Source organism: Micromonospora reichwaldensis (assembly GCF_031845925.1).
In the GTDB taxonomy this organism is placed as follows: domain Bacteria; phylum Actinomycetota; class Actinomycetes; order Mycobacteriales; family Micromonosporaceae; genus Micromonospora; species Micromonospora reichwaldensis.
This window is the reverse complement of the sequence record NZ_JAVRFL010000006.1, coordinates 1-17,829: the sequence shown is the minus strand read 5'-3', so window position 1 is coordinate 17,829 and position 17,829 is coordinate 1. Positions and strand designations below refer to the sequence as shown.

General features: G+C 74.0%; 17 protein-coding genes and 1 pseudogene. 14 read left to right on the top strand and 4 right to left on the bottom strand.

Annotated elements, in window-relative coordinates; genetic code table 11:
• Positions 1-93 precede the first annotated feature (93 nt).
• Positions 94-723, bottom strand: coding sequence for a TetR/AcrR family transcriptional regulator (locus tag RM555_RS06605; protein WP_311410891.1), 630 nt, complete (start codon positions 721-723; stop codon positions 94-96).
• A 61-nt stretch (positions 724-784) separates the two neighbouring features.
• On the opposite strand from RM555_RS06605, the gene RM555_RS06600 reads away from it, so the two are divergent.
• The 11 genes from RM555_RS06600 to RM555_RS06550 all read left to right on the top strand — a co-directional run bounded on the left by RM555_RS06600 (position 785) and on the right by RM555_RS06550 (position 12,438).
• Positions 785-1,087: a hypothetical protein gene (locus RM555_RS06600; protein ID WP_311410890.1), complete on the top strand. Its 303-nt coding sequence runs from the start codon at positions 785-787 to the stop codon at positions 1,085-1,087.
• Between the two features lie 209 nt (positions 1,088-1,296).
• Positions 1,297-1,860: an SAM-dependent methyltransferase gene (locus RM555_RS06595; RefSeq protein ID WP_311410889.1), complete on the top strand. Its 564-nt coding sequence runs from the start codon at positions 1,297-1,299 to the stop codon at positions 1,858-1,860.
• A 233-nt stretch (positions 1,861-2,093) separates the two neighbouring features.
• Entirely contained in the window at positions 2,094-3,047 is a 954-nt protein-coding gene (locus RM555_RS06590; protein ID WP_311410888.1) for a DMT family transporter, read from the top strand.
• Positions 3,048-3,093: 46 nt separating this feature from the next.
• Positions 3,094-4,419 carry an MATE family efflux transporter gene (locus RM555_RS06585; RefSeq protein WP_311410887.1) on the top strand — a complete coding sequence of 442 codons (1,326 nt, stop codon included), beginning with the start codon at positions 3,094-3,096 and terminating at the stop codon, positions 4,417-4,419.
• Between the two features lie 156 nt (positions 4,420-4,575).
• Positions 4,576-5,460 carry a tRNA pseudouridine(55) synthase TruB gene (gene truB / locus RM555_RS06580; RefSeq protein ID WP_311410886.1) on the top strand — a complete coding sequence of 295 codons (885 nt, stop codon included), beginning with the start codon at positions 4,576-4,578 and terminating at the stop codon, positions 5,458-5,460.
• Positions 5,461-5,517: 57 nt separating this feature from the next.
• Positions 5,518-6,447, top strand: a complete 930-nt coding sequence (locus RM555_RS06575; RefSeq protein ID WP_132232840.1) for a bifunctional riboflavin kinase/FAD synthetase — start codon at positions 5,518-5,520, stop codon at positions 6,445-6,447.
• A 181-nt stretch (positions 6,448-6,628) separates the two neighbouring features.
• Entirely contained in the window at positions 6,629-6,898 is a 270-nt protein-coding gene (rpsO, locus tag RM555_RS06570; RefSeq protein WP_121396038.1) for a 30S ribosomal protein S15, read from the top strand.
• Between the two features lie 226 nt (positions 6,899-7,124).
• Positions 7,125-9,500 carry a polyribonucleotide nucleotidyltransferase gene (locus RM555_RS06565; protein ID WP_311410885.1) on the top strand — a complete coding sequence of 792 codons (2,376 nt, stop codon included), beginning with the start codon at positions 7,125-7,127 and terminating at the stop codon, positions 9,498-9,500.
• 49 nt (positions 9,501-9,549) lie between these two features.
• Entirely contained in the window at positions 9,550-10,974 is a 1,425-nt protein-coding gene (locus tag RM555_RS06560) for a M16 family metallopeptidase (RefSeq protein WP_311410883.1), read from the top strand.
• Between the two features lie 147 nt (positions 10,975-11,121).
• Positions 11,122-11,895, top strand: coding sequence for a 4-hydroxy-tetrahydrodipicolinate reductase (dapB, locus tag RM555_RS06555; RefSeq protein ID WP_311410882.1), 774 nt, complete (start codon positions 11,122-11,124; stop codon positions 11,893-11,895).
• Positions 11,896-11,943: 48 nt separating this feature from the next.
• Positions 11,944-12,438 (top strand): GNAT family N-acetyltransferase, encoded by a 495-nt coding sequence (locus RM555_RS06550; protein ID WP_311410881.1) that lies wholly within the window; start codon positions 11,944-11,946, stop codon positions 12,436-12,438.
• 5 nt (positions 12,439-12,443) lie between these two features.
• On the opposite strand, the gene RM555_RS06545 is transcribed toward RM555_RS06550, so the two are convergent.
• On the bottom strand, positions 12,444-12,824 hold the full coding sequence (locus tag RM555_RS06545) for a VOC family protein (RefSeq protein ID WP_311410880.1): 381 nt from the start codon (positions 12,822-12,824) through the stop codon (positions 12,444-12,446).
• A gap of 291 nt (positions 12,825-13,115) precedes the next feature.
• Positions 13,116-13,688: pseudogene (locus RM555_RS06540) on the bottom strand (N-acetyltransferase family protein); the annotation flags it as partial.
• A gap of 32 nt (positions 13,689-13,720) precedes the next feature.
• Here RM555_RS06540 and RM555_RS06535 point away from each other — a divergent pair.
• Positions 13,721-15,031 carry a glycosyltransferase 87 family protein gene (locus tag RM555_RS06535; RefSeq protein ID WP_396888712.1) on the top strand — a complete coding sequence of 437 codons (1,311 nt, stop codon included), beginning with the start codon at positions 13,721-13,723 and terminating at the stop codon, positions 15,029-15,031.
• Here the strand turns inward: RM555_RS06535 and RM555_RS06530 are convergent.
• Complete coding sequence (locus tag RM555_RS06530; RefSeq protein ID WP_311410878.1) at positions 14,930-15,481, bottom strand: GNAT family N-acetyltransferase; 552 nt, start codon at positions 15,479-15,481, stop codon at positions 14,930-14,932. The two genes, RM555_RS06535 and RM555_RS06530, sit on opposite strands and share 102 nt — an antisense overlap.
• A 78-nt stretch (positions 15,482-15,559) precedes the next feature.
• On the opposite strand from RM555_RS06530, the gene RM555_RS06525 reads away from it, so the two are divergent.
• Together RM555_RS06525 and RM555_RS30955 are read left to right on the top strand one after the other, a co-directional pair.
• Complete coding sequence (locus tag RM555_RS06525) at positions 15,560-16,789, top strand: winged helix-turn-helix domain-containing protein (RefSeq protein WP_311410877.1); 1,230 nt, start codon at positions 15,560-15,562, stop codon at positions 16,787-16,789.
• Entirely contained in the window at positions 16,786-17,508 is a 723-nt protein-coding gene (locus RM555_RS30955) for a DUF2752 domain-containing protein (protein ID WP_396888710.1), read from the top strand. Before RM555_RS06525 ends, RM555_RS30955 begins: the two co-directional genes overlap by 4 nt.
• The last annotated feature ends 321 nt before the right edge of the window (positions 17,509-17,829 follow it).

Sequence of the window (17,829 nt, the reverse complement as noted above, 5' to 3'; positions counted from 1 at the left end):
TGGCGCGACTTCCTGCCCCCGGCCTGAGCATCCGCGTCTCCCGGCATGGGCGTCCAGTCTTCCGGCCTGAGTGTCCGCGTCTCAGGCCCGGCGTCAGTCGCAGAGTTGTGCGTGCAGCGTGTCGTAGGCCCACTGCTGCCAGCGTTCCGGTGTCCATCCCCGGTCGCGGACGAAGAGGAGATACAGCTCGGGACTCAGCAGCCCGAAGAGCACGTCGGCAGCGTCCTCGACGGAGAGCCGCGCCCGGGCGCCGGGCTTGGCCAGGAGGCTGCGCGCCGCGGCGGTCTGGACCTCGAGGCGCGGATCGCTGTCCTGCTGCCACAGGCCGGCCAGGCTCGGGTCCTGCCCGCCGGCGGCACGCAGGACGTCCATGATCGGCGCGACCCGCTGGAGCACCTCGCAGGTGCCGCGCACGTGCGCCCGTAGCTGCGCCTCCGCGGTGTCGGCCGCGACGGCGTCGAGGAACCAGGCTCGCTGCAACGTGGGAACCGGCTCGTCGTCGCCGGCGATGGTGACGTCGACCAGCTCCTTGAGCAGCGAGGGCTTGTTGCCGAAGGCGAAGTAGATGGTCTGCACGGCGACGCCGGCGCGCTCGGCGACGCCCTGCAGGGTCGTCGCCCCGTAACCCTGGTCGACGAACAGTTCGTACGCCGCCTGGAGGATCCGTCGCCGGGTCTGCCGCGACCGCTCGCCCTTCTTGCCGGCGCTCTTGACCAGTTGCATGGCCTTACTGTAACACTAGAGTCGCACTCTAAAAATGAACTCTAGAGGAAGGCTTAAGGGTATGACCCTCATCCGGACGACCAGGTTCACGGCCGAGCCGGCCGACGCCGACACCGTGCTGGAGCGGCGGGCGAAGCTCCTCGAGGCGATCCGGTCGGCGTACGACGGCCCGACCGAGACCCGACTGGTCCGCGTCGACGAGCGGACCTGGGTGGACATGTGGCGGTGGGACTCGCCCGAGACCCTGCGGGCGGCGCTCGCGGGCGCCCCGGGCCTGCCGGAGGCCGCCGCGGCGTTCGCCGTCGCCCGCGACGTCACCGCCGAGCAGGGCGACCTGGTCGACGAGGACGTCTGGGCCCGATGACGTCCTCCAGCCACCTGGCCGGGAACTCATGGCGGGGGGACTGCCCGGCCGGCAGATCGGCGGGATCCTCGTCGCCTGCGTCGCCCTGACGGCGGTCTTCGCGCCGCTGTCGGTACGCCTGCTCCGCACCAGATGATCCGCGCGGGTGAGAACGCCGTACGGTCTGCGGCGTTCTCGCCCGCGCGCCGACCCGAACCGGAAGGACGTCGATGACCGACCCGAAGAAGACCGACGAGTGCCTCGCGACCGGGGCGACGATCACCGTGACCCCGATCGGGCGGGTCCACAACGGGCGGGTGGACCCGGGCGAGTCGGACCACTGGGGCGACGTGGTGAGCACCATCGTGGTCGAGCCGCGCTTCGGGGAGGAATGTCTCACCGGGCTCGCCGACTTTTCCCACGTGGAGGTGGTCTTCTTCTTCGACCGCCTCGCCGAACGGCAGGACTACCGGCCGCCGTCGCGGCCCCGGGGCCGGGCCGACCTGCCCGAGGTCGGGGTGTTCGCCGACCGTGGTCCGCGACGGCCCAACCGGATCGGCTGCACCGTCTGCGAAGTCGTCTCGGCAGGCGGCCGAAAGCTGCGGGTGCGCGGGCTGGACGCGGTCGACGGCACCCCGGTCCTCGACGTCAAGCCGGTGATGCGACAGTTCCTCCCGGAAGATGTCCGGCAACCGGAGTGGGTCGACCGCCTGATGGCGGAGTACTTCGGCGGCCAGCCCGAGCCGCCGACGGGCACCGAAACCCCGGGGCACGCCGGGACGGTGCTGCGCTAGGGTGCGGGCATGAGGCCGTTCCAGGGCGTTCTGCCCCCGCCGCGCTCCTGACCGGAGCGCCCCACCACCGGTCGCGTCCCCGCGTGCGGCGACTGCGGCCGGTCCTCCGCACGGCGGCCCGCCTGACCGGGGCCGCAGAACCCAGGTGGTAACGCCCGCCTCTTCTTCGTCGTGCGTGCGCTCCGACAGACGTCGTCCCCTGTCAGCGTCTCGATCCGCCCTGGAGCGCACCCGTGTCCCGAACGTCTCTGTCTGGCCCCTACGCGTCCCCGTCCGCTCCGCACCCGCGCCGCGGCCCGGCCGGCGGCGTACGCCGAGGGCTGCTGTACGTCACCGGCGCCGCCGTGCTCTGGGGCACCACCGGCGTCGCCGTGCAGCTCGTCCGCGAGTCCACCACGCTTACCCCGACGGCCATCGGGTTCCACCGTCTCGCCATCGGCGCGCTGGTGCTGGTCGCCCTGCTCGCGCGCCGCCTCGGGCCGGTGCTCGCGGCGCTGCGGTCGGAACCGGTCGCCCTCGTCGGCGTCGGGATCGGGCTCGGGGGCTACCAGGCGTTGTACTTCCTCGCCGTCGCGTCGGGCGGCGTCGGGGTGGCCACCGTGGTCAGCCTGGGGCTCGCCCCGGTCCTCATCTTCGGCTGGGAGTCGCTGCGCGCGCGGCGGCTGCCCGGGCGGACGATGCTGGGTGCCCTGGTGGCGGGCGTCATCGGCCTCGTGCTGATCACGGTGTCGGTCGGGGAGCCGGGCACGACCGCGCCGCGCCCGCTGCTCGGGCTGCTCGCGGCGTTCGGCTCGGGGGTGGGCTACGCCGCCAGCACGGTGCTGAGCCGGCACGCCGCACAGCGCGTCGCGCCGATGACGCTCACCACCGTCTCGGCGGCGGTCGGCGCGTTGGCGCTGGCCCCGATCGCGCTGGCCGAGGGGATCGGCGTCCCGGCCCGGCTCGCGCCGATCGGCCTGCTGCTCCACCTCGGGGTGGTCACCACGGCGGTGGCGTACGCCCTCTTCTACGCCGGGTTGCGCAGCATCACCGGCAGCGCCGCCGCGCTGGCCACCCTGGCGGAGCCGCTCACCGCCGTGCTGCTCGCGGGCTGGATCGTGGGTGAGTCGCTGCCCGTGCCGGTGCTCGTCGGGGGAGTGCTCCTGCTCGGTGCGGTGACCGTCGTCCACCTCTCTCCTGGTAAGTAACCATGCGCCTTGTGATCCTTACCTAACCGTGTCAGGATCGGCGGCGATGAGCCAATCCGTCGCCTTTGAAACCCGCGCCGTCGCGCCCCGCCGGATCGCCGCGCTGGCCCTGCCGGCGCTGGTGGTGCTGGCCGCCGAACCGATCTACGTGCTCGTGGACACGGCGGTGGTGGGGCACCTCGGCCGGGTGCCGCTGGCCGCCCTCGCCGTCGGCGGCACGGTGCTGACGCTCATCGCCTGGCTCGGCACCGTGGTCGCGTACGGCACCACGGGGCGGTCGGCCCGACGGTTCGGGGCCGGCGACCGGGCGTCCGCCGTCGCCGAGGGCGTGCAGGCGTCGTGGTTGGCCCTCGGGGTGGGGGTGCTGGTCGCGCTCGGCATGCAGATCGGCGGCGGGGCGTTGGCGCGTACCCTCGCCGGAGGGCCCGGCGAGGTGGCCGACGCCGCCGCGCAGTGGCTGCGGGTCGCGGCGCTCGGCGCGCCCGGGCTGCTGCTCGCCGCCGCCGGCAACGGCTGGCTGCGCGGCGTGCAGGACATGCGCCGCCCGCTGATGTTCGTGCTCGGCCCGAACGTGCTCTCCGCCGTGCTCTGCCCGCTGCTGGTCTACCCGGCCGGGCTCGGACTGGTCGGTTCCGCCGTGGCCAACGTGATCGCGCAGACCATCGGCGGGGTGCTCTTCGCCGGGGCGCTGGTCGCCGAACGGGTCTCGCTGCGCCCCCGCCCGAGGCTGATCGGGCAGCAGTTGGCGCTCAGCCGGGACCTGCTGATCCGGGGCGTCGCGTTCCAGGCCAGCTTCCTCTCCGCCACCGCCGTCGCCGCCCGCTTCGGGGCCGCCGCCGTCGGCGCGCACCAGATCGCCCTGCAACTGTGGTTCTTCACCGCCCTGGTGCTCGACGCGCTCGCCATCGCCGCCCAGTCCCTGATCGGCGCCGCCCTCGGGGCCGGCGAGGCCGCCGCGGCCCGGCACCTGGCCCGCCGGATCGGGCTGCTCGGCGGCGTCTGCGGCGTGGCGTTCGCCGTGCTCGTCGCCGCCGGCGCCGGCGTGGTCCCCGGCTGGTTCAGCTCCGATCCGCAGGTACGCGAGCAGGCCATGCTCGCCTGGCCGTGGTTCGTGGCGATGCTGCCGCTGGCCGGCGTCGTGTTCGCCCTCGACGGCGTGCTGATCGGCGCGGGCGACGTCCGCTACCTGCGCAACCTCACCCTCCTGGCCGCGCTCGGCGGCTTCCTGCCCGCCATCTGGCTGGCGTACGGGCTCGACCTCGGCCTCGGCGGCATCTGGGCGGGCCTCACGCTCTTCGTGGTGCTCCGGCTGGTGGCCCTGCTGCTGCGGCTGCGCTCCGGGGCCTGGGCCGTGGTCGGCGCGGTGCGCTGAGCCTCGGCACCTCGAGGTGGACACCACCGGGGCGGCCAGACCGAAGAAGTCGCCCGCGTCGGCGAGGGCCGCCGCCACCTCGGCGGCGCTGAACACACCCGTCCGCCGGGCGGGCGGCGGCGGGGCCTCCGGCCCGGTCTGGCAGGCTTGGGTGTCGTGAGCACAGACGGTCTGATCGTGGTCGACAAGCCCGGCGGCATGACGTCGCACGACGTGGTGGCGCGCATCCGCCGGTTGGCGCGCACTCGCCGGGTGGGGCACGGCGGCACCCTCGACCCGATGGCCACCGGCGTCCTGGTGATCGGGGTCGGGCGGGCCACCCGCCTGCTCACCTACGTGATCGGCGCGCACAAGAGCTACACGGCCACCGTCCGGCTCGGCCAGGCCACCGTCACCGACGACGCCGAGGGCGACGTGATCGCCACCACCCCGGCCGGCCAGGTCACCGACGAGGCGGTCCGGGCTGCCCTGGCCGCGCTGACCGGGGAGATCGACCAGGTGCCGAGCGCCGTCAGCGCCATCAAGATCGACGGGCAGCGGGCGTACAAGCGGGTGCGCGAGGGGGAGAGCGTCGAGCTGCCCGCCCGCCGGGTCACGGTGTCCCGGCTGGAGCTGCTGACGGTACGCCGCGACGCGCCCGACGTCGTCGACGTGGACATCGACGTGACCTGCTCCTCCGGCACGTACATCCGGGCGATCGCCCGGGACGCGGGCCTGGCGCTCGGGGTGGGCGGGCACCTGACGGCGCTGCGCCGTACCGCCGTCGGGAACTTCGCCCTCGCGGAGGCCGCCACCCTCGACGAGCTGGAGCAGCGCGCCCCCGAGGTGGTGAACCTGCCGCTGGCGGCGGCGGCCGACCGGTTCTTCCCGCGCCGCGAGGCCGGCGCCGACGAGGCGAAGGTGCTCTCCCACGGCGGTCCGCTCGACCCGGTGGGAACCGCCGGCCCCTACGCGGTCTTCGGCCCCGACGGCGGGCTGATCGCTATCGTCAGCGAGCGGGGCGGCCGGGCCCGCGCGGAGATCGTGCTCGCCCCCGCCTGACGGGGGCGGGGGACGGCGGCCGGTGCGGGCCGCCACGGAAGGCAGGGGAGGAGCGGCATGCAGCGGTGGCGGGGGTACGACGCGGCGCCCGGCGGCTGGGGGCGGTCGGTCGTCACCATCGGCGTCTTCGACGGTGTGCACAAGGGACATCAGGCGACCATCGGGCACGCCGTGTCCCGGGCCCGCGAGCTGGGCGTGCAGTCGGTGGTGGTCACCTTCGACCCGCACCCGGCCGAGGTGGTGCGCCCCGGTTCGCACCCGGCGGTGCTCACCGAGACCGCCCGCAAGGCCGAGCTGATCGAGGCGCTCGGCGTGGACGTGCTCTGCGTGGTGCCGTTCACCCCGGAGTTCTCCCGGCTGCCCGCCGAGGCGTTCGTGCACGACATCCTGGTCGAGCACCTGCACGCCGCGCTGGTCGTGGTCGGGGACAACTTCCGCTTCGGGCACAAGGCCGCCGGCGACGTGGCGCTGCTGGAGCGGCTCGGGCGCACCTTCGGCTTCGCCGTGGAGGGCGCCCCGCTGGTCGCCGAGGCGGGCACGGTCTACTCCTCCACGTACATCCGCTCCTGCGTCGACGCGGGGGACGTGACGGCGGCGGCCGCCGCGCTCGGCCGCCCGCACCGGGTGGAGGGCGTGGTGGTGCGCGGCGACCAGCGCGGCCGCGAGCTGGGCTTCCCCACCGCCAACCTGCTCTGCCACCGGTACGCGGCGGTGCCCGCCGACGGCGTCTACGCCGCCCGGCTGGTGCGCCGGGGCCACGCCGAGCCCTTGGCGGCGGCGGTGTCGGTGGGCACCAACCCGACCTTCTCCGGCCGGGAGCGGCGGGTGGAGGCGTACGTGCTCGACTTCACCGGCGACCTCTACGGCGAGCGGCTGGCGCTGGACTTCGTGGCGCACCTGCGCGGGCAGATCCGCTACGACGCGATCGAGCCGTTGATCGCCCAGATGAACCAGGACGTCGAGCGGACCCGGCGCGTGCTCGGCTGACCGCGTCGCGGCCCTTGACAGGCCGCCGCCCGGCAGGGCTGGTAGTCTGGCGGGGACGTCGGCTGACCGACGTGGGGCCTCGCGTGCCTGCACGACGCCGCGGGTGCGAGGTACCGGTCCGTTTCCGGTCCACTGACCGATCCGACGGACATCATCGAACAACCCACGAAACAGGGAGAACATGGCGCTCGACCAGGAAGCCAAGGCCAAGATCCGCGCGGAGTACGCGACCGCCGACGGCGACACCGGTTCGCCGGAGGTGCAGGTCGCGGTCCTCACCAAGCGGATCGCCGAGCTGACGGAGCACCTGAAGGTGCACAAGCACGACCACCACAGCCGCCGTGGGCTGCTGCTGCTGGTCGGCCGCCGCCGTCGGCTGCTCAACTACGTCCAGAAGAAGGACATCAACCGCTACCGGTCGCTCATCGAGCGGCTCGGTCTGCGCCGGTGACGTGACGGGGGAGTGGCCCGACCGGGCCGCTCCCCCGCTTCGCCGCCACACGAAAACCGGGCCGCGCGACCACCTGAAAAGGGAGCCGGTCAGCGTACCGGTCTCCGGTAGTGGCCCCCGGGCACCCCGGCCTCGCGCCGGCCACCCGGGCGCTTCGATCGAAGACCGGCCGTCTGAGCAGCTCCCCGCGTCGTGGGCCCCCGATGCGAAGGAGCACGACAGCACCATGACCGAGACCAACCTCGGCACCGAATCCCGCACCGCCGTGATCGACAACGGGTCCTTCGGCACCCGTGAGATCACCTTCTCCACCGGACGGCTGGCCCGTCAGGCTGCCGGCTCCGTCGTCGCCCAGCTCGGCGAGACGGTCGTCCTCTCCGCCACCACCGCCGGCAAGCAGCCGAAGGAGCAGTTCGACTTCTTCCCGCTGACCGTCGACGTCGAGGAGCGGATGTACGCCGCGGGCCGCATCCCCGGCTCGTTCTTCCGCCGCGAGGGCCGCCCCAGCGAGGACGCGATCCTCACCTGCCGGCTGATCGACCGGCCGCTGCGCCCGTCCTTCGTCAAGGGCCTGCGCAACGAGGTCCAGGTCGTCGAGACCATCCTCGCGCTCGACCCGCAGCACCCCTACGACGTCGTGGCGATCAACGCCGCCTCGATGTCGACCAAGCTCTCCGGCCTGCCGTTCTCCGGCCCGATCGGGGCGACCCGGGTCGCGCACATCGACGGCCAGTGGGTCGCCTTCCCGACCCTGGAGGAGCTGGCCCGGGCCACCTTCGACATGGTCGTGGCCGGCCGCTCGCTGCCGGACGGCGACGTCGCGATCATGATGGTCGAGGCCGAGGCGACGCCGCACGCCGTGACCCTGATCGCGGGCGGCGCGACCGCGCCGACCGAGGAGATCGTGGCCAGCGGCCTGGAGGCCGCGAAGCCGGCGATCCGCGAGCTGTGCCGCGCGCAGAGCGAGCTGGCCGAGGTGGCCGCCAAGCCCGTCGCCGAGTTCCCCGTGTTCCTGGACTACCAGGACGACGTCTACGAGGCGGTGGCCGACCTGGCCCGCGCCGAGGTCGCCGAGGCCCTCCAGATCGCCGGCAAGGCCGACCGCGAGGAGGCCCTCGACCGCATCAAGGCCAAGGTCGCCGAGGAGCTCGGCGGTCGCTTCGAGGGCCGGGAGAAGGAGCTCAGCGCCGCCTTCCGGTCGCTCACCAAGTCCGAGGTGCGCAACCGGGTGCTGCGCGAGCAGGTCCGCATCGACGGCCGCGGCCCGCGCGACATCCGCCCGCTGACCGCCGAGGTCGGCGTGCTGCCCCGGGTGCACGGCTCGGCGCTGTTCGAGCGTGGCGAGACCCAGATCCTGGGCGTCACCACGCTGAACATGCTGCGCATGGAGCAGATGGTGGACACCCTGTCCCCGGAGAACCGCAAGCGCTACATGCACAACTACAACTTCCCGCCGTACTCGACCGGTGAGACCGGCCGGGTCGGCTCGCCGAAGCGGCGCGAGATCGGCCACGGCGCGCTCGCCGAGCGGGCGCTGATCCCGGTGCTGCCGTCGCGCGAGGAGTTCCCCTACGCCATCCGGCAGGTCTCCGAGGCGCTCGGCTCCAACGGCTCCACCTCGATGGGTTCGGTCTGCGCCTCGACGCTGGGCCTGCTCTCCGCCGGTGTGCCGCTGAAGGCGCCGGTGGCCGGCATCGCCATGGGGCTCATCTCGGACGAGGTGGACGGCAAGACCGAGTACGTGACGCTGACCGACATCCTCGGCGCCGAGGACGCGTTCGGCGACATGGACTTCAAGGTCGCCGGCACGCCCGAGTTCGTCACCGCGCTCCAGCTCGACACCAAGCTCAACGGCATCCCGTCGGACGTGCTGGCCGCCGCGCTGCAGCAGGCGTACGAGGCCCGGCAGACCATCCTCGGCGTGATGCAGGCGGCGATCGAGGCCCCGGCCGAGATGTCGGAGTACGCCCCGCGGGTCACCACCGTCAAGATCCCGGTCGACAAGATCGGCATGGTGATCGGCCCGAAGGGGCAGACCATCAACGCGATCCAGGACGAGACCGGCGCCGAGATCTCCATCGAGGACGACGGCACGATCTACGTCGGCGCCACCAACGGCCCGTCGGCCCAGGCGGCGGTGGACCGGATCAACGGCATCGCCAACCCGACGCTGCCGAAGGCCGGGGAGCGCTTCCTCGGCACGGTGGTCAAGACCGCCGCGTTCGGCGCGTTCATCTCGCTGCTGCCGGGCCGCGACGGCCTGCTGCACATCTCCAAGGTGGGCGACGGCAAGCGGGTCGAGAAGGTCGAGGACTTCCTCAACGTCGGCGACCGGGTCGAGGTCGAGATCGCGGACATCGACGCCCGCGGCAAGATCTACCTGGACAAGGTCCGCCCGGAGGGCGCCGAGGCGCCGGCCGCCGGCGAGGCCGCCGGCGGCGAGCGTCCGGCCGGCCGGGACCGGGACGACCGGGCTCCGCGCGACCGGGGCGACCGTGAGCGCGGCGGCGACCGGGGCGGTCGTGGCCCGGGCGGCGGCGAGGGCGGCGGCGAGGGTGGCGAGGGCGGCGAGCGTCCGCGCCGCCGTACCCGGCGCAGCTGACGCACCGCACCATCGCATCACCCACCCCTCGTCGATCTGGGAGCAACACGTGAGTCGGGCCGTCAGCGCGCCGTTTCCGCCGGATCGACGGGGGGTGGCGTCCGTCCCGGGCCCCGCAGGGGCCTCGCACCGGGGCACCGGGACAACCCGCTCCGGCGGCGCCTCCCGGGCGGTGACCCGCACCATCAGCGACGACCCGCTGGGCGGCACGGTACGCCGTACCGTGCTGCCCAGCGGGCTGCGCGTGCTCACCGAGGCGATCCCGGCGATGCGCAGCGTCTCGTTCGGCGTCTGGGTCGCGGTCGGCTCGCGCGACGAGACCGGCCCGCAGGCCGGCGCGGCGCACTTCCTGGAGCACCTGCTGTTCAAGGGCACCAACAAGCGCAGCGCGCTGGAGATCTCCGCGGAGATCGAGGCGGTGGGCGGCGAGACCAACGCCTTCACCACCAAGGAATACACCTGCTACTACGCCCGCGTGCTGGACGAGGACCTGCCGCTGGCCATCGACGTCATGTGCGACGCGGTCGCCGACTCGCTGCTGGAGCCGGCCGACGTGGAGACCGAGCGGGGCGTGATCCTCGAAGAGATCGCCATGCACGACGACGAGCCCGGCGACGAGGTGCACGACCTCTTCGCCCGGGCCGCCTACGGCGACCATCCGCTGGGTCGGCTGATCTCCGGCACCGAGGAGACCGTCACGCCGATGTCCCGGCGGCAGATCCAGGGCTTCTACCGCCGCCACTACACCCCGCCGCGGATCGTCGTCGCCGCCGCCGGCAACCTCGACCACGCCACGGTGGTCAAGCTGGTCCGCCAGGCGCTGCGCGGCACCCCGCTGGACACCGACCCGGCGACGCCCGCGCCGCACCGGTCGGCCACCCCGGCCGTACGCACGAAGCCCGCCACCACCCTGGTGGAGCCGAAGGAGACCGAGCAGGCGCACGTCATCCTCGGCTGCCCCGGCATCGACCGGCTCGACGAGCGGCGCTTCGCGCTCGGCGTGCTCAACAACATCCTCGGCGGCGGCATGTCGAGCCGGCTGTTCCAGGAGATCCGCGAGCGGCGCGGCCTCGCCTACTCGGTCTACTCCTACGCCAGCCAGTACGCCGACAGCGGCCTCTTCGCCGTCTACGCCGGCTGCGCCCCGGGCAAGGTCGACGAGGTGCTGGCGCTGACCCGGGCCGAACTGGACCGGGTGGCCGCCGACGGCCTGACCGAGGCCGAGGTGGCCCGCGGCAAGGGGATGAGCAAGGGCTCGTTCGTGCTGGGGCTGGAGGACACGGGCTCGCGGATGAGCCGGCTGGCCAAGGGCGAGCTGCTCTACGGCCACCTGATGCCGGTCGACGAGCTGCTCGGCCGGGTCGACGCGGTCACCGTGGCCGACGTCAACACCCTGGCCGCCGAGCTGCTGAGCCGGCCGATGTCGTTGGCCGTGGTCGGCCCGTTCGGCGCGAACGACTTCGCCGCCCGCTGACCCGTCCCGCACTCCTGCCCGGGTGCGCGCGTCCCGACGGCTGACGGTCGGCCCGGATGGCTGCGTCCCGGCCGCTGACGGTCGGCCCGGATGGCGGCTGACGGTCTGCCCGGATGCGCGCGTCCCGATTGGGATAGGTTGTGCCCCGTGACTGACGAGCAGGAGAAGAGCCCGGACGAGCTGATCCGGGTCGGCGTGCTGGGCGCCCGGGGTCGGATGGGCGTCGAGGTGTGCCGGGCCGTGGACGCCGCCGCCGACATGGAGCTGGTGGCCATGGTCGACGAGGGCGACGGCCTGTTCGCCGCGTCCGACGCCGGGGCCGAGGTGGTCGTCGACTTCACGACCCCCGACGTCGTCATGGACCACCTGCACTGGTGCATCGACCAGGGCATCAACGCGGTGGTCGGCACCACCGGCTTCACCGAGCAGCGGCTGGAGCGGGTGCGCGGCTGGCTGGCCCACAAGCCCGGGGTGGGTGTGGTGATCGCCCCCAACTTCGGCATCGGCGCGGTGCTGATGATGCAGTTCGCCGCCCGAGCCGCCCGACACTTCGAGTCGGTCGAGATCGTCGAGCAGCACCATCCCCGCAAGCTGGACGCCCCCAGCGGCACCGCCACGCACACCGCGCGGCTGATCGCGGCCGCCCGCGCCGAGGCCGGGCTCGGCCCGGTGCCGGACGCCACCAAGGACGAGGTCGCGGGCGCCCGGGGCGCCGACATCGACGGGGTACGCGTGCACGCCGTGCGCGCCACCGGCCTCGTCGCCCACCAGGAGGTGCTCTTCGGCACCGTGGGGGAGACGTTGACCATCCGGCACGACTCGTACGACCGGGTCTCGTTCATGCCCGGCGTGCTGCTGGCCGTCCGCGCGGTCCGCACCCGGCCCGGGCTGACCGTCGGCCTGGACGCCCTGCTCGACTGACGGGCAATCCCGTGGCGGCGGCACCCGGGCGGCCCCTAGGCTGCCCGGGTGATCGATTCTGGACTCTCCGACCGGGCCGGGCGCCGGGTGACCCTGCGCCCGGTGGACGACGACAACTGGCGGGCGGTGGCCGACGTCGCCCCGCGCGACGACCAGCGCGGGTGGGTGGCGGCGCTGGCCGCCCGCTACCTGCTGCTGACCATGCGCTCCGACGTGTGGACCTCACTGGCGGTGTACGCGGACGAGACCGTCGCCGGGCACGTCATGTGGGGCGTCGACGACGACGGGTCCCGCTGGATCGGCGGCATGGTGGTCGACGCGGCCGAACAGGACCGGGGCGTCGGTCGGGCGGCCGTGCGCACCCTGGCCGCGTGGCTGGGCGGCCAGGACGGCGGTCACCCCGTCCGGCTCTCCTACCACCCCGACAACGCCCAGGCCGCCCGCCTCTACACGAGCCTCGGCTTCGTGCCCACCGGGGCGATGGAGGACGACGAACTGGTCGTCGAACTCGTTGCGTCCACCCAGGGCTCGCCGCGCGCCTGACCGGGTCAGCCTTCCTCGATCACCGACATGATGTTGCCGGCCGGGTCGGTGAACCACGCGATCGTCGGCCCGTTGCCGCGCATGACGCCCTTGTCGTCCTGGGGCATCCCGGGGTAGTGCGCGAACCGCACCCCACGCGCGGTCAGCTCGTCGACGGCCCGGTCGACGTCGTCGACGGGGAAGTTGAGCACCGTGTGGGCCGCGGGGGTGTGGTCCGCCTTCGGGTAGACCATCACGTCCCGGCCCCCGGCGAGGTGCAACGTCAGCAGGCCGCCCATGCCGTCGTCCCGCGACACCCGCAGGCCGAGCGTGTCGGCGTAGAACCGTTCGGCGCGGCCGGGGTCGTCCACCGAGAAACTGCTCCACGCCATCGTGTCCGCGAACATGCCCGATGCCTCCCTCTCGTGGACGCCGCCACCGCGACCATGGGGTCACGGTAGGCGACACCCCCGACAGTGTCCGGCGGATCGCCGGCACCGGCGGGCCGGGGAGCGCGAATCAGTGCGATCCGGGCGCGGGAACGCCCGGCCCGGTGCGCTTCGGGTCCGGAACGCCCGGCCCGGTGCGATCCGGGTCCGGCACGCCCGGCCCGGTCAGTCCCCGGGCGTCGCCGGTGTCGGTGACGACGCATCCGGCGTCAGGTCCGGGAGCGTCGCCTCGGTGGGCGTCGCGTCCGCCGGATCCGCCTCCCCCGGCACCGCCACGTGCAGCCGCACCTGCGGGACGAGCATGTCCTCCACGTCCAGCGCGCGGGCCGCGCCGTCGGGCTCCCAGCCGGTGCTGGTGAGGAACTTCCGGGTCGCCGCGTCGCCGTCGAAGGCCCAGGCCAGCGCGCGGGTGAACCCGTCGGCCCGCCACAGGTCGACGGTCGCGGCGAGCAGCCGGCTGCCGTGCCCCCGCCGGCCCCAGCGCGGCTCCACCAGCAGGTCCGTCACCGCGGCGACGTCCGGCCCGAGGACCTCCGCCGGCTCACCCGGGGCGAGCGCCTCGGTGTCGGCCGGACCGGAGGCGGCGAACCCCACCAGATAGGATTGCTCGGCCTGTTCGACGGCGACCAGCACCCGGTGGGCGCCGGAGGGCGGCTCCTGCACGGCCGCGCTCCACCGCCTGGCGAGCCACGCCTCGTCCAGGTTGTCGAGCACGTGCCGGGGCAGGATCCGGCGATAGGCGACCCGCCAGGTCGCGAGTTGGATGCGTGCGATCTCGCCGGCGTCTTCCGGACGCGCCGGGCGGACGTACCCGAGAGCCATGGGACGGAAGCCTACGCAGGGCGATGGAGGCGATGGTGGCGCAGGGTCCCCGACGGACGATTCAGCAGGTCGTCGGCGTCGTCGTGCTCGCCGTCGCGGTGACCGCCTTCCTGTCCGTCGCGGCCGTCCGGCACGGCTTCTTCGACCTCAAGGTCTACTACGGCGCGCTGACCTGGTGGGTGCACGACGGCGGGGAGATCTACGACTTCCTCAAGCCCGGCACCCAGTACGGCTTCACGTACCCGCCCTTCGCCGCCCTGGTCATGCTGCCGATGGCGTACCTGCCGTGGTGGGCGGCGATCGCGGTGAGCGTGGCCGCCAGCGTGGTGGTCACCGCCGTGCTGTTCTGGTGGCTGATCGACCCGGTCTCCCGCCGCTCCGGCTGGACCCGCTGGTTCGCCCTCGCCGTGGCGCTCTGCCTGGCCGCCGCGTACGAGCCGATGCGCGAGACGGTCAACTTCGGCCAGGTCAACATGCTGCTGCTCTTCCTGGTCGCGATCGACCTGCTCCGGCTGCTGCCGGCCGGCAACCGGTGGGCCGGCGTGGGCATCGGGCTGGCCACCGCGATCAAGCTGACCCCGGGCATCTTCATCGTCTACCTGCTGGTCACCCGCCGCTGGCGGGCCGCGGTCACCTCGATGGCCACCGCGGCGAGTGTGACCCTGCTGGCCGCCGCGCTCTTCCCCGACGCCTCGCGGGAGTTCTGGACGGAGGCGCTGTGGAACACCGGCCGCGTGGGTGAGCTGGCGTTCGTCTCCAACCAGTCGCTGCGCGGCGTCGTCGCCCGGCTCAATCCGGAACACCCGAGCACCCTGGCCTGGCTGGCGCTCGTGCTCGCCACGCTGGCGCTGTGGGCCTGGCGCTCCCGTGCCGCCGTGGCCGCCGGCGACGAGGCGACCGGCCTGGCGCTGACGGGCGCGGTGATGTGCCTGGTCAGCCCGGTCACCTGGGTACACCACCTGGTCTGGTTGCTGCCCGCGCTGATCCTGCTGGTCGACAACGGGATGGCCGCGCCCGCCGGCAGCCGCCGGCGCCGCGTCCTGCTGGGCGCCGCGATCGTCGGGTACGGCTTCCTGATCAGCCGGATCGTCTGGGCCTGGGAGAAGGACTTCACCGGGCTCGACGGCTTCCTCGGCAGCAACACCTACGTCTGGATCAGCCTGGCGCTGCTGGCGTTCCTGCCCATCCGTCACTGGGGCGACCCGGGCCGGAGCAACCGCCGTCGGGCGACGCCGGCCGGGTCAGCCGCCGAGGCGTCCGGCGTACCGCAGCTCGACCAGCCCGACCGGCGGTCGCCCGCCGGCCAGCGGCACCGGATAGGTCGACCGCTCACCGTCCGGTGACAGCCCGGCCCGCTCGTAGAACCGGCGGGCCCGGTGGTTGGCCTCCAGGACCCAGAGCCGGTAGTCCGACCAGCCCCGGGCGACCAGCCCGTCGCGCGCCGCGGCCAGCAGCGCCCGCGCCGTGCCGTCACCCCAGCGGTCCGGCTCGACGTACATCGCCACCACCTCGCCGTGCGCGGCGTCGAGGTCGCCACGGTCCTGGTTGTTGCGGTACGGGCCGAACGTGGTGAATCCGGCCAGCGTCCCGTCGACCTCGGCGAGCAGGGTGGTGAACGGGTGCTCCGGGTCGGCGGTGCCGAGGTCCCGGCGGCGCTGCGCCCAGGCCGTGACGTTGAGCCGCCGCAGCACCTCCTCGGGCATGATCCCGGCGTAGCCGGCCTGCCAGCCGTGGATGTGCACCCGGGCGACCGCCTCGGCGTCGTCGGGCTCCTCGCGGCGAATCGTGAGCATGCGTCCGTTCTATGCCTCGGCGGGTGACGGGTCCAGCGTCCGCACCGGTGTCGTACCGGTGGATTAGGGTGCCCGACGATGGCCGCACCGGAATCGCTCTCGCTCGCCCAGGCACGCCGCGTGGCGCTCGCCGCCCAGGGCTTCGCCGACCCCGCGCCCACGGGCGTGCCCACCCGCCGGCACCTGCGCCGGGTGCTCGACCGGGTCGGGCTGATCCAGATGGACTCGGTAAACGTGCTGCAACGGGCGCACTACCTGCCGCTCTACAGCCGGCTCGGGCCCTACCCGACCGCGTTGCTCGACGACGCCGCCTACCGCCGCCCCCGGGAGCTGTTCGAATACTGGGGCCACGAGGCGTCGCTGGTGCCCGTCGGGCTGCATCCGGCGCTGCGCTGGCGGATGGCCCGGTCCCGCTCGGATTCCTGGGGCGGGATGCGGCGCATCGCCGAGGAGCAGCCCGGCCTGGTCGCCTGGGTCCGCGACGAGGTGGCCGCCCGGGGGCCGCTCACGGCCGCCGAGATCGAGCACGACGCGCCCCGGGAGACCGGCAACTGGGGGTGGAACTGGTCGGCGGTCAAGCGGGCGCTGGAGTTCCTGTTCTGGGCGGGGGAGATGACGGCCGCCGAGCGCACCTCGTCGTTCGCCCGCCGCTACGACCTGCCGGAGCGGGTGCTGCCGGCCGCCGTGCTCGACGCGCCCACGCCGAGCGACGCGGAGGCCCACCGTGCGCTGGTGGGCATCGCCGCGCGGTCGCTCGGGGTGGCCGCCGAGCCGGAGCTGCGCGACTACTTCCGGCTGCCGGTGGCCGGCGCCCGGCAGGCCATCGCCGAGCTCGTCGAGGCGGGCGAGCTGCTGCCGGTCGCCGTGCAGGGCTGGCAGCGGCCCGCCTGGCTGCACGCCGGGGCGCGGCTGCCCCGCTGGGTGCGCGGCAACACGCTGGTCAGCCCGTTCGACCCGCTGGTCTGGGAGCGGGCCCGCACCGAGCGGCTCTTCGACTTCAGCTACCGCATCGAGATCTACGTGCCGGCACCGCAACGGGTGTACGGCTACTACGTGCTGCCCTTCCTCCAGGGGGAGCGCTTCACCGCCCGGGTCGACCTGAAGGCCGACCGCAAGGCTGGCGTGCTGCTGGTGCCGGCCGCCTGGGGCGAGCCGGGCGTCGATGCGGGCGAGACCGCCCTGGCGCTCGCCGCCGAGCTGCACCGACTCGCCGGGTGGCTGGGCTTGGACGCGGTCGCCCCGCCCGCCGCCGGCGACCTGGCCGTCCCGCTGGCCGCGGCGCTGGCGGGCGTGGCCGGTGTACGGTGAGCGACGTGACGAGCGTTGACGGACCGGCCTCCCCGCCGCATCCGCAGACGGGTGGGCTCGACGCCCCGCCCCAGGCCAGCCCGGCTGGACCGGCCGCACCGGCCGACGGACGGCCCACGGACCAGGCGCCTGCCCACCCGGGCTCGCCCCATCCGGATCCGCCCCACCCGGGCTCGCCCCATCCGGATCCGCCTCACCCCGGCGCGGCCTATCCGGGGTCGCCCTATCCAGGTTTGCCCTATCCGGGGGCGGCGGCCTACCCCGTCGCCGAGCCGGACCGGCTCACCCGCTTCGTCGTCCGCCTCTACGAGCGCTCCCCGCGCTGGGCGGTGCCGCTGGCCGCGCTCGGCTGCGTCGCCGCCGGCATCGGCTACGCGCTGATCAGCGACCCCACCCGCTCGGCGCCCGACGCCGCGCCGAGCTGCCTGCTCAAGCTCACCACGGGGCTTGACTGCCCGGGCTGCGGCGGCACCCGCGCGCTCTGGTACGTGCTGCACGCCGACCTGCCGGCCGCCGCCCGACACCACTTCCTCTTCGTCTTCGCGCTGCCCTTCCTGGCCTACCTCTTCGTTGCCTGGGCCGGGAAGCAGGCGTTCGGCTGGCGCCTGCCAGAGCTGCGGATCAGCTCCCGGGTGATCGGCGTCTTCCTGGCCGCCTGGCTGGCCTTCACGATCGTGCGCAACCTGCCCTGGGCACCCTTCACCTCCCTCTACGTCTGACCCGCCCGTTCCCGGGCCGGGTCTGACCCCGCCCGTTCCCGGGCCGCGCGTGGCGCGTCGGTGGGATCGCGGCGTTGGTGGCCGTCAGCGTGCCGGCCGGTCGCGGGCGGCCTGCGGGGCGGCTGGCCGGCTGCTGTCGAGCTGCCCCGTCGATGGGACCGCGTGGGGTGCGTGGGTGGGTCCGGCGGCCGTGTGGGGAGGGCTTGTTGTCGCTGTCGAGCTGCCCCGTCCATGGGACCACCCGGGGGCCTACCGGAGGGACCGCTCGAACGGAGCCGTGCCCTCATCCGTGGGGCAGCTCGACAGCGCGGCGCGTAGCTT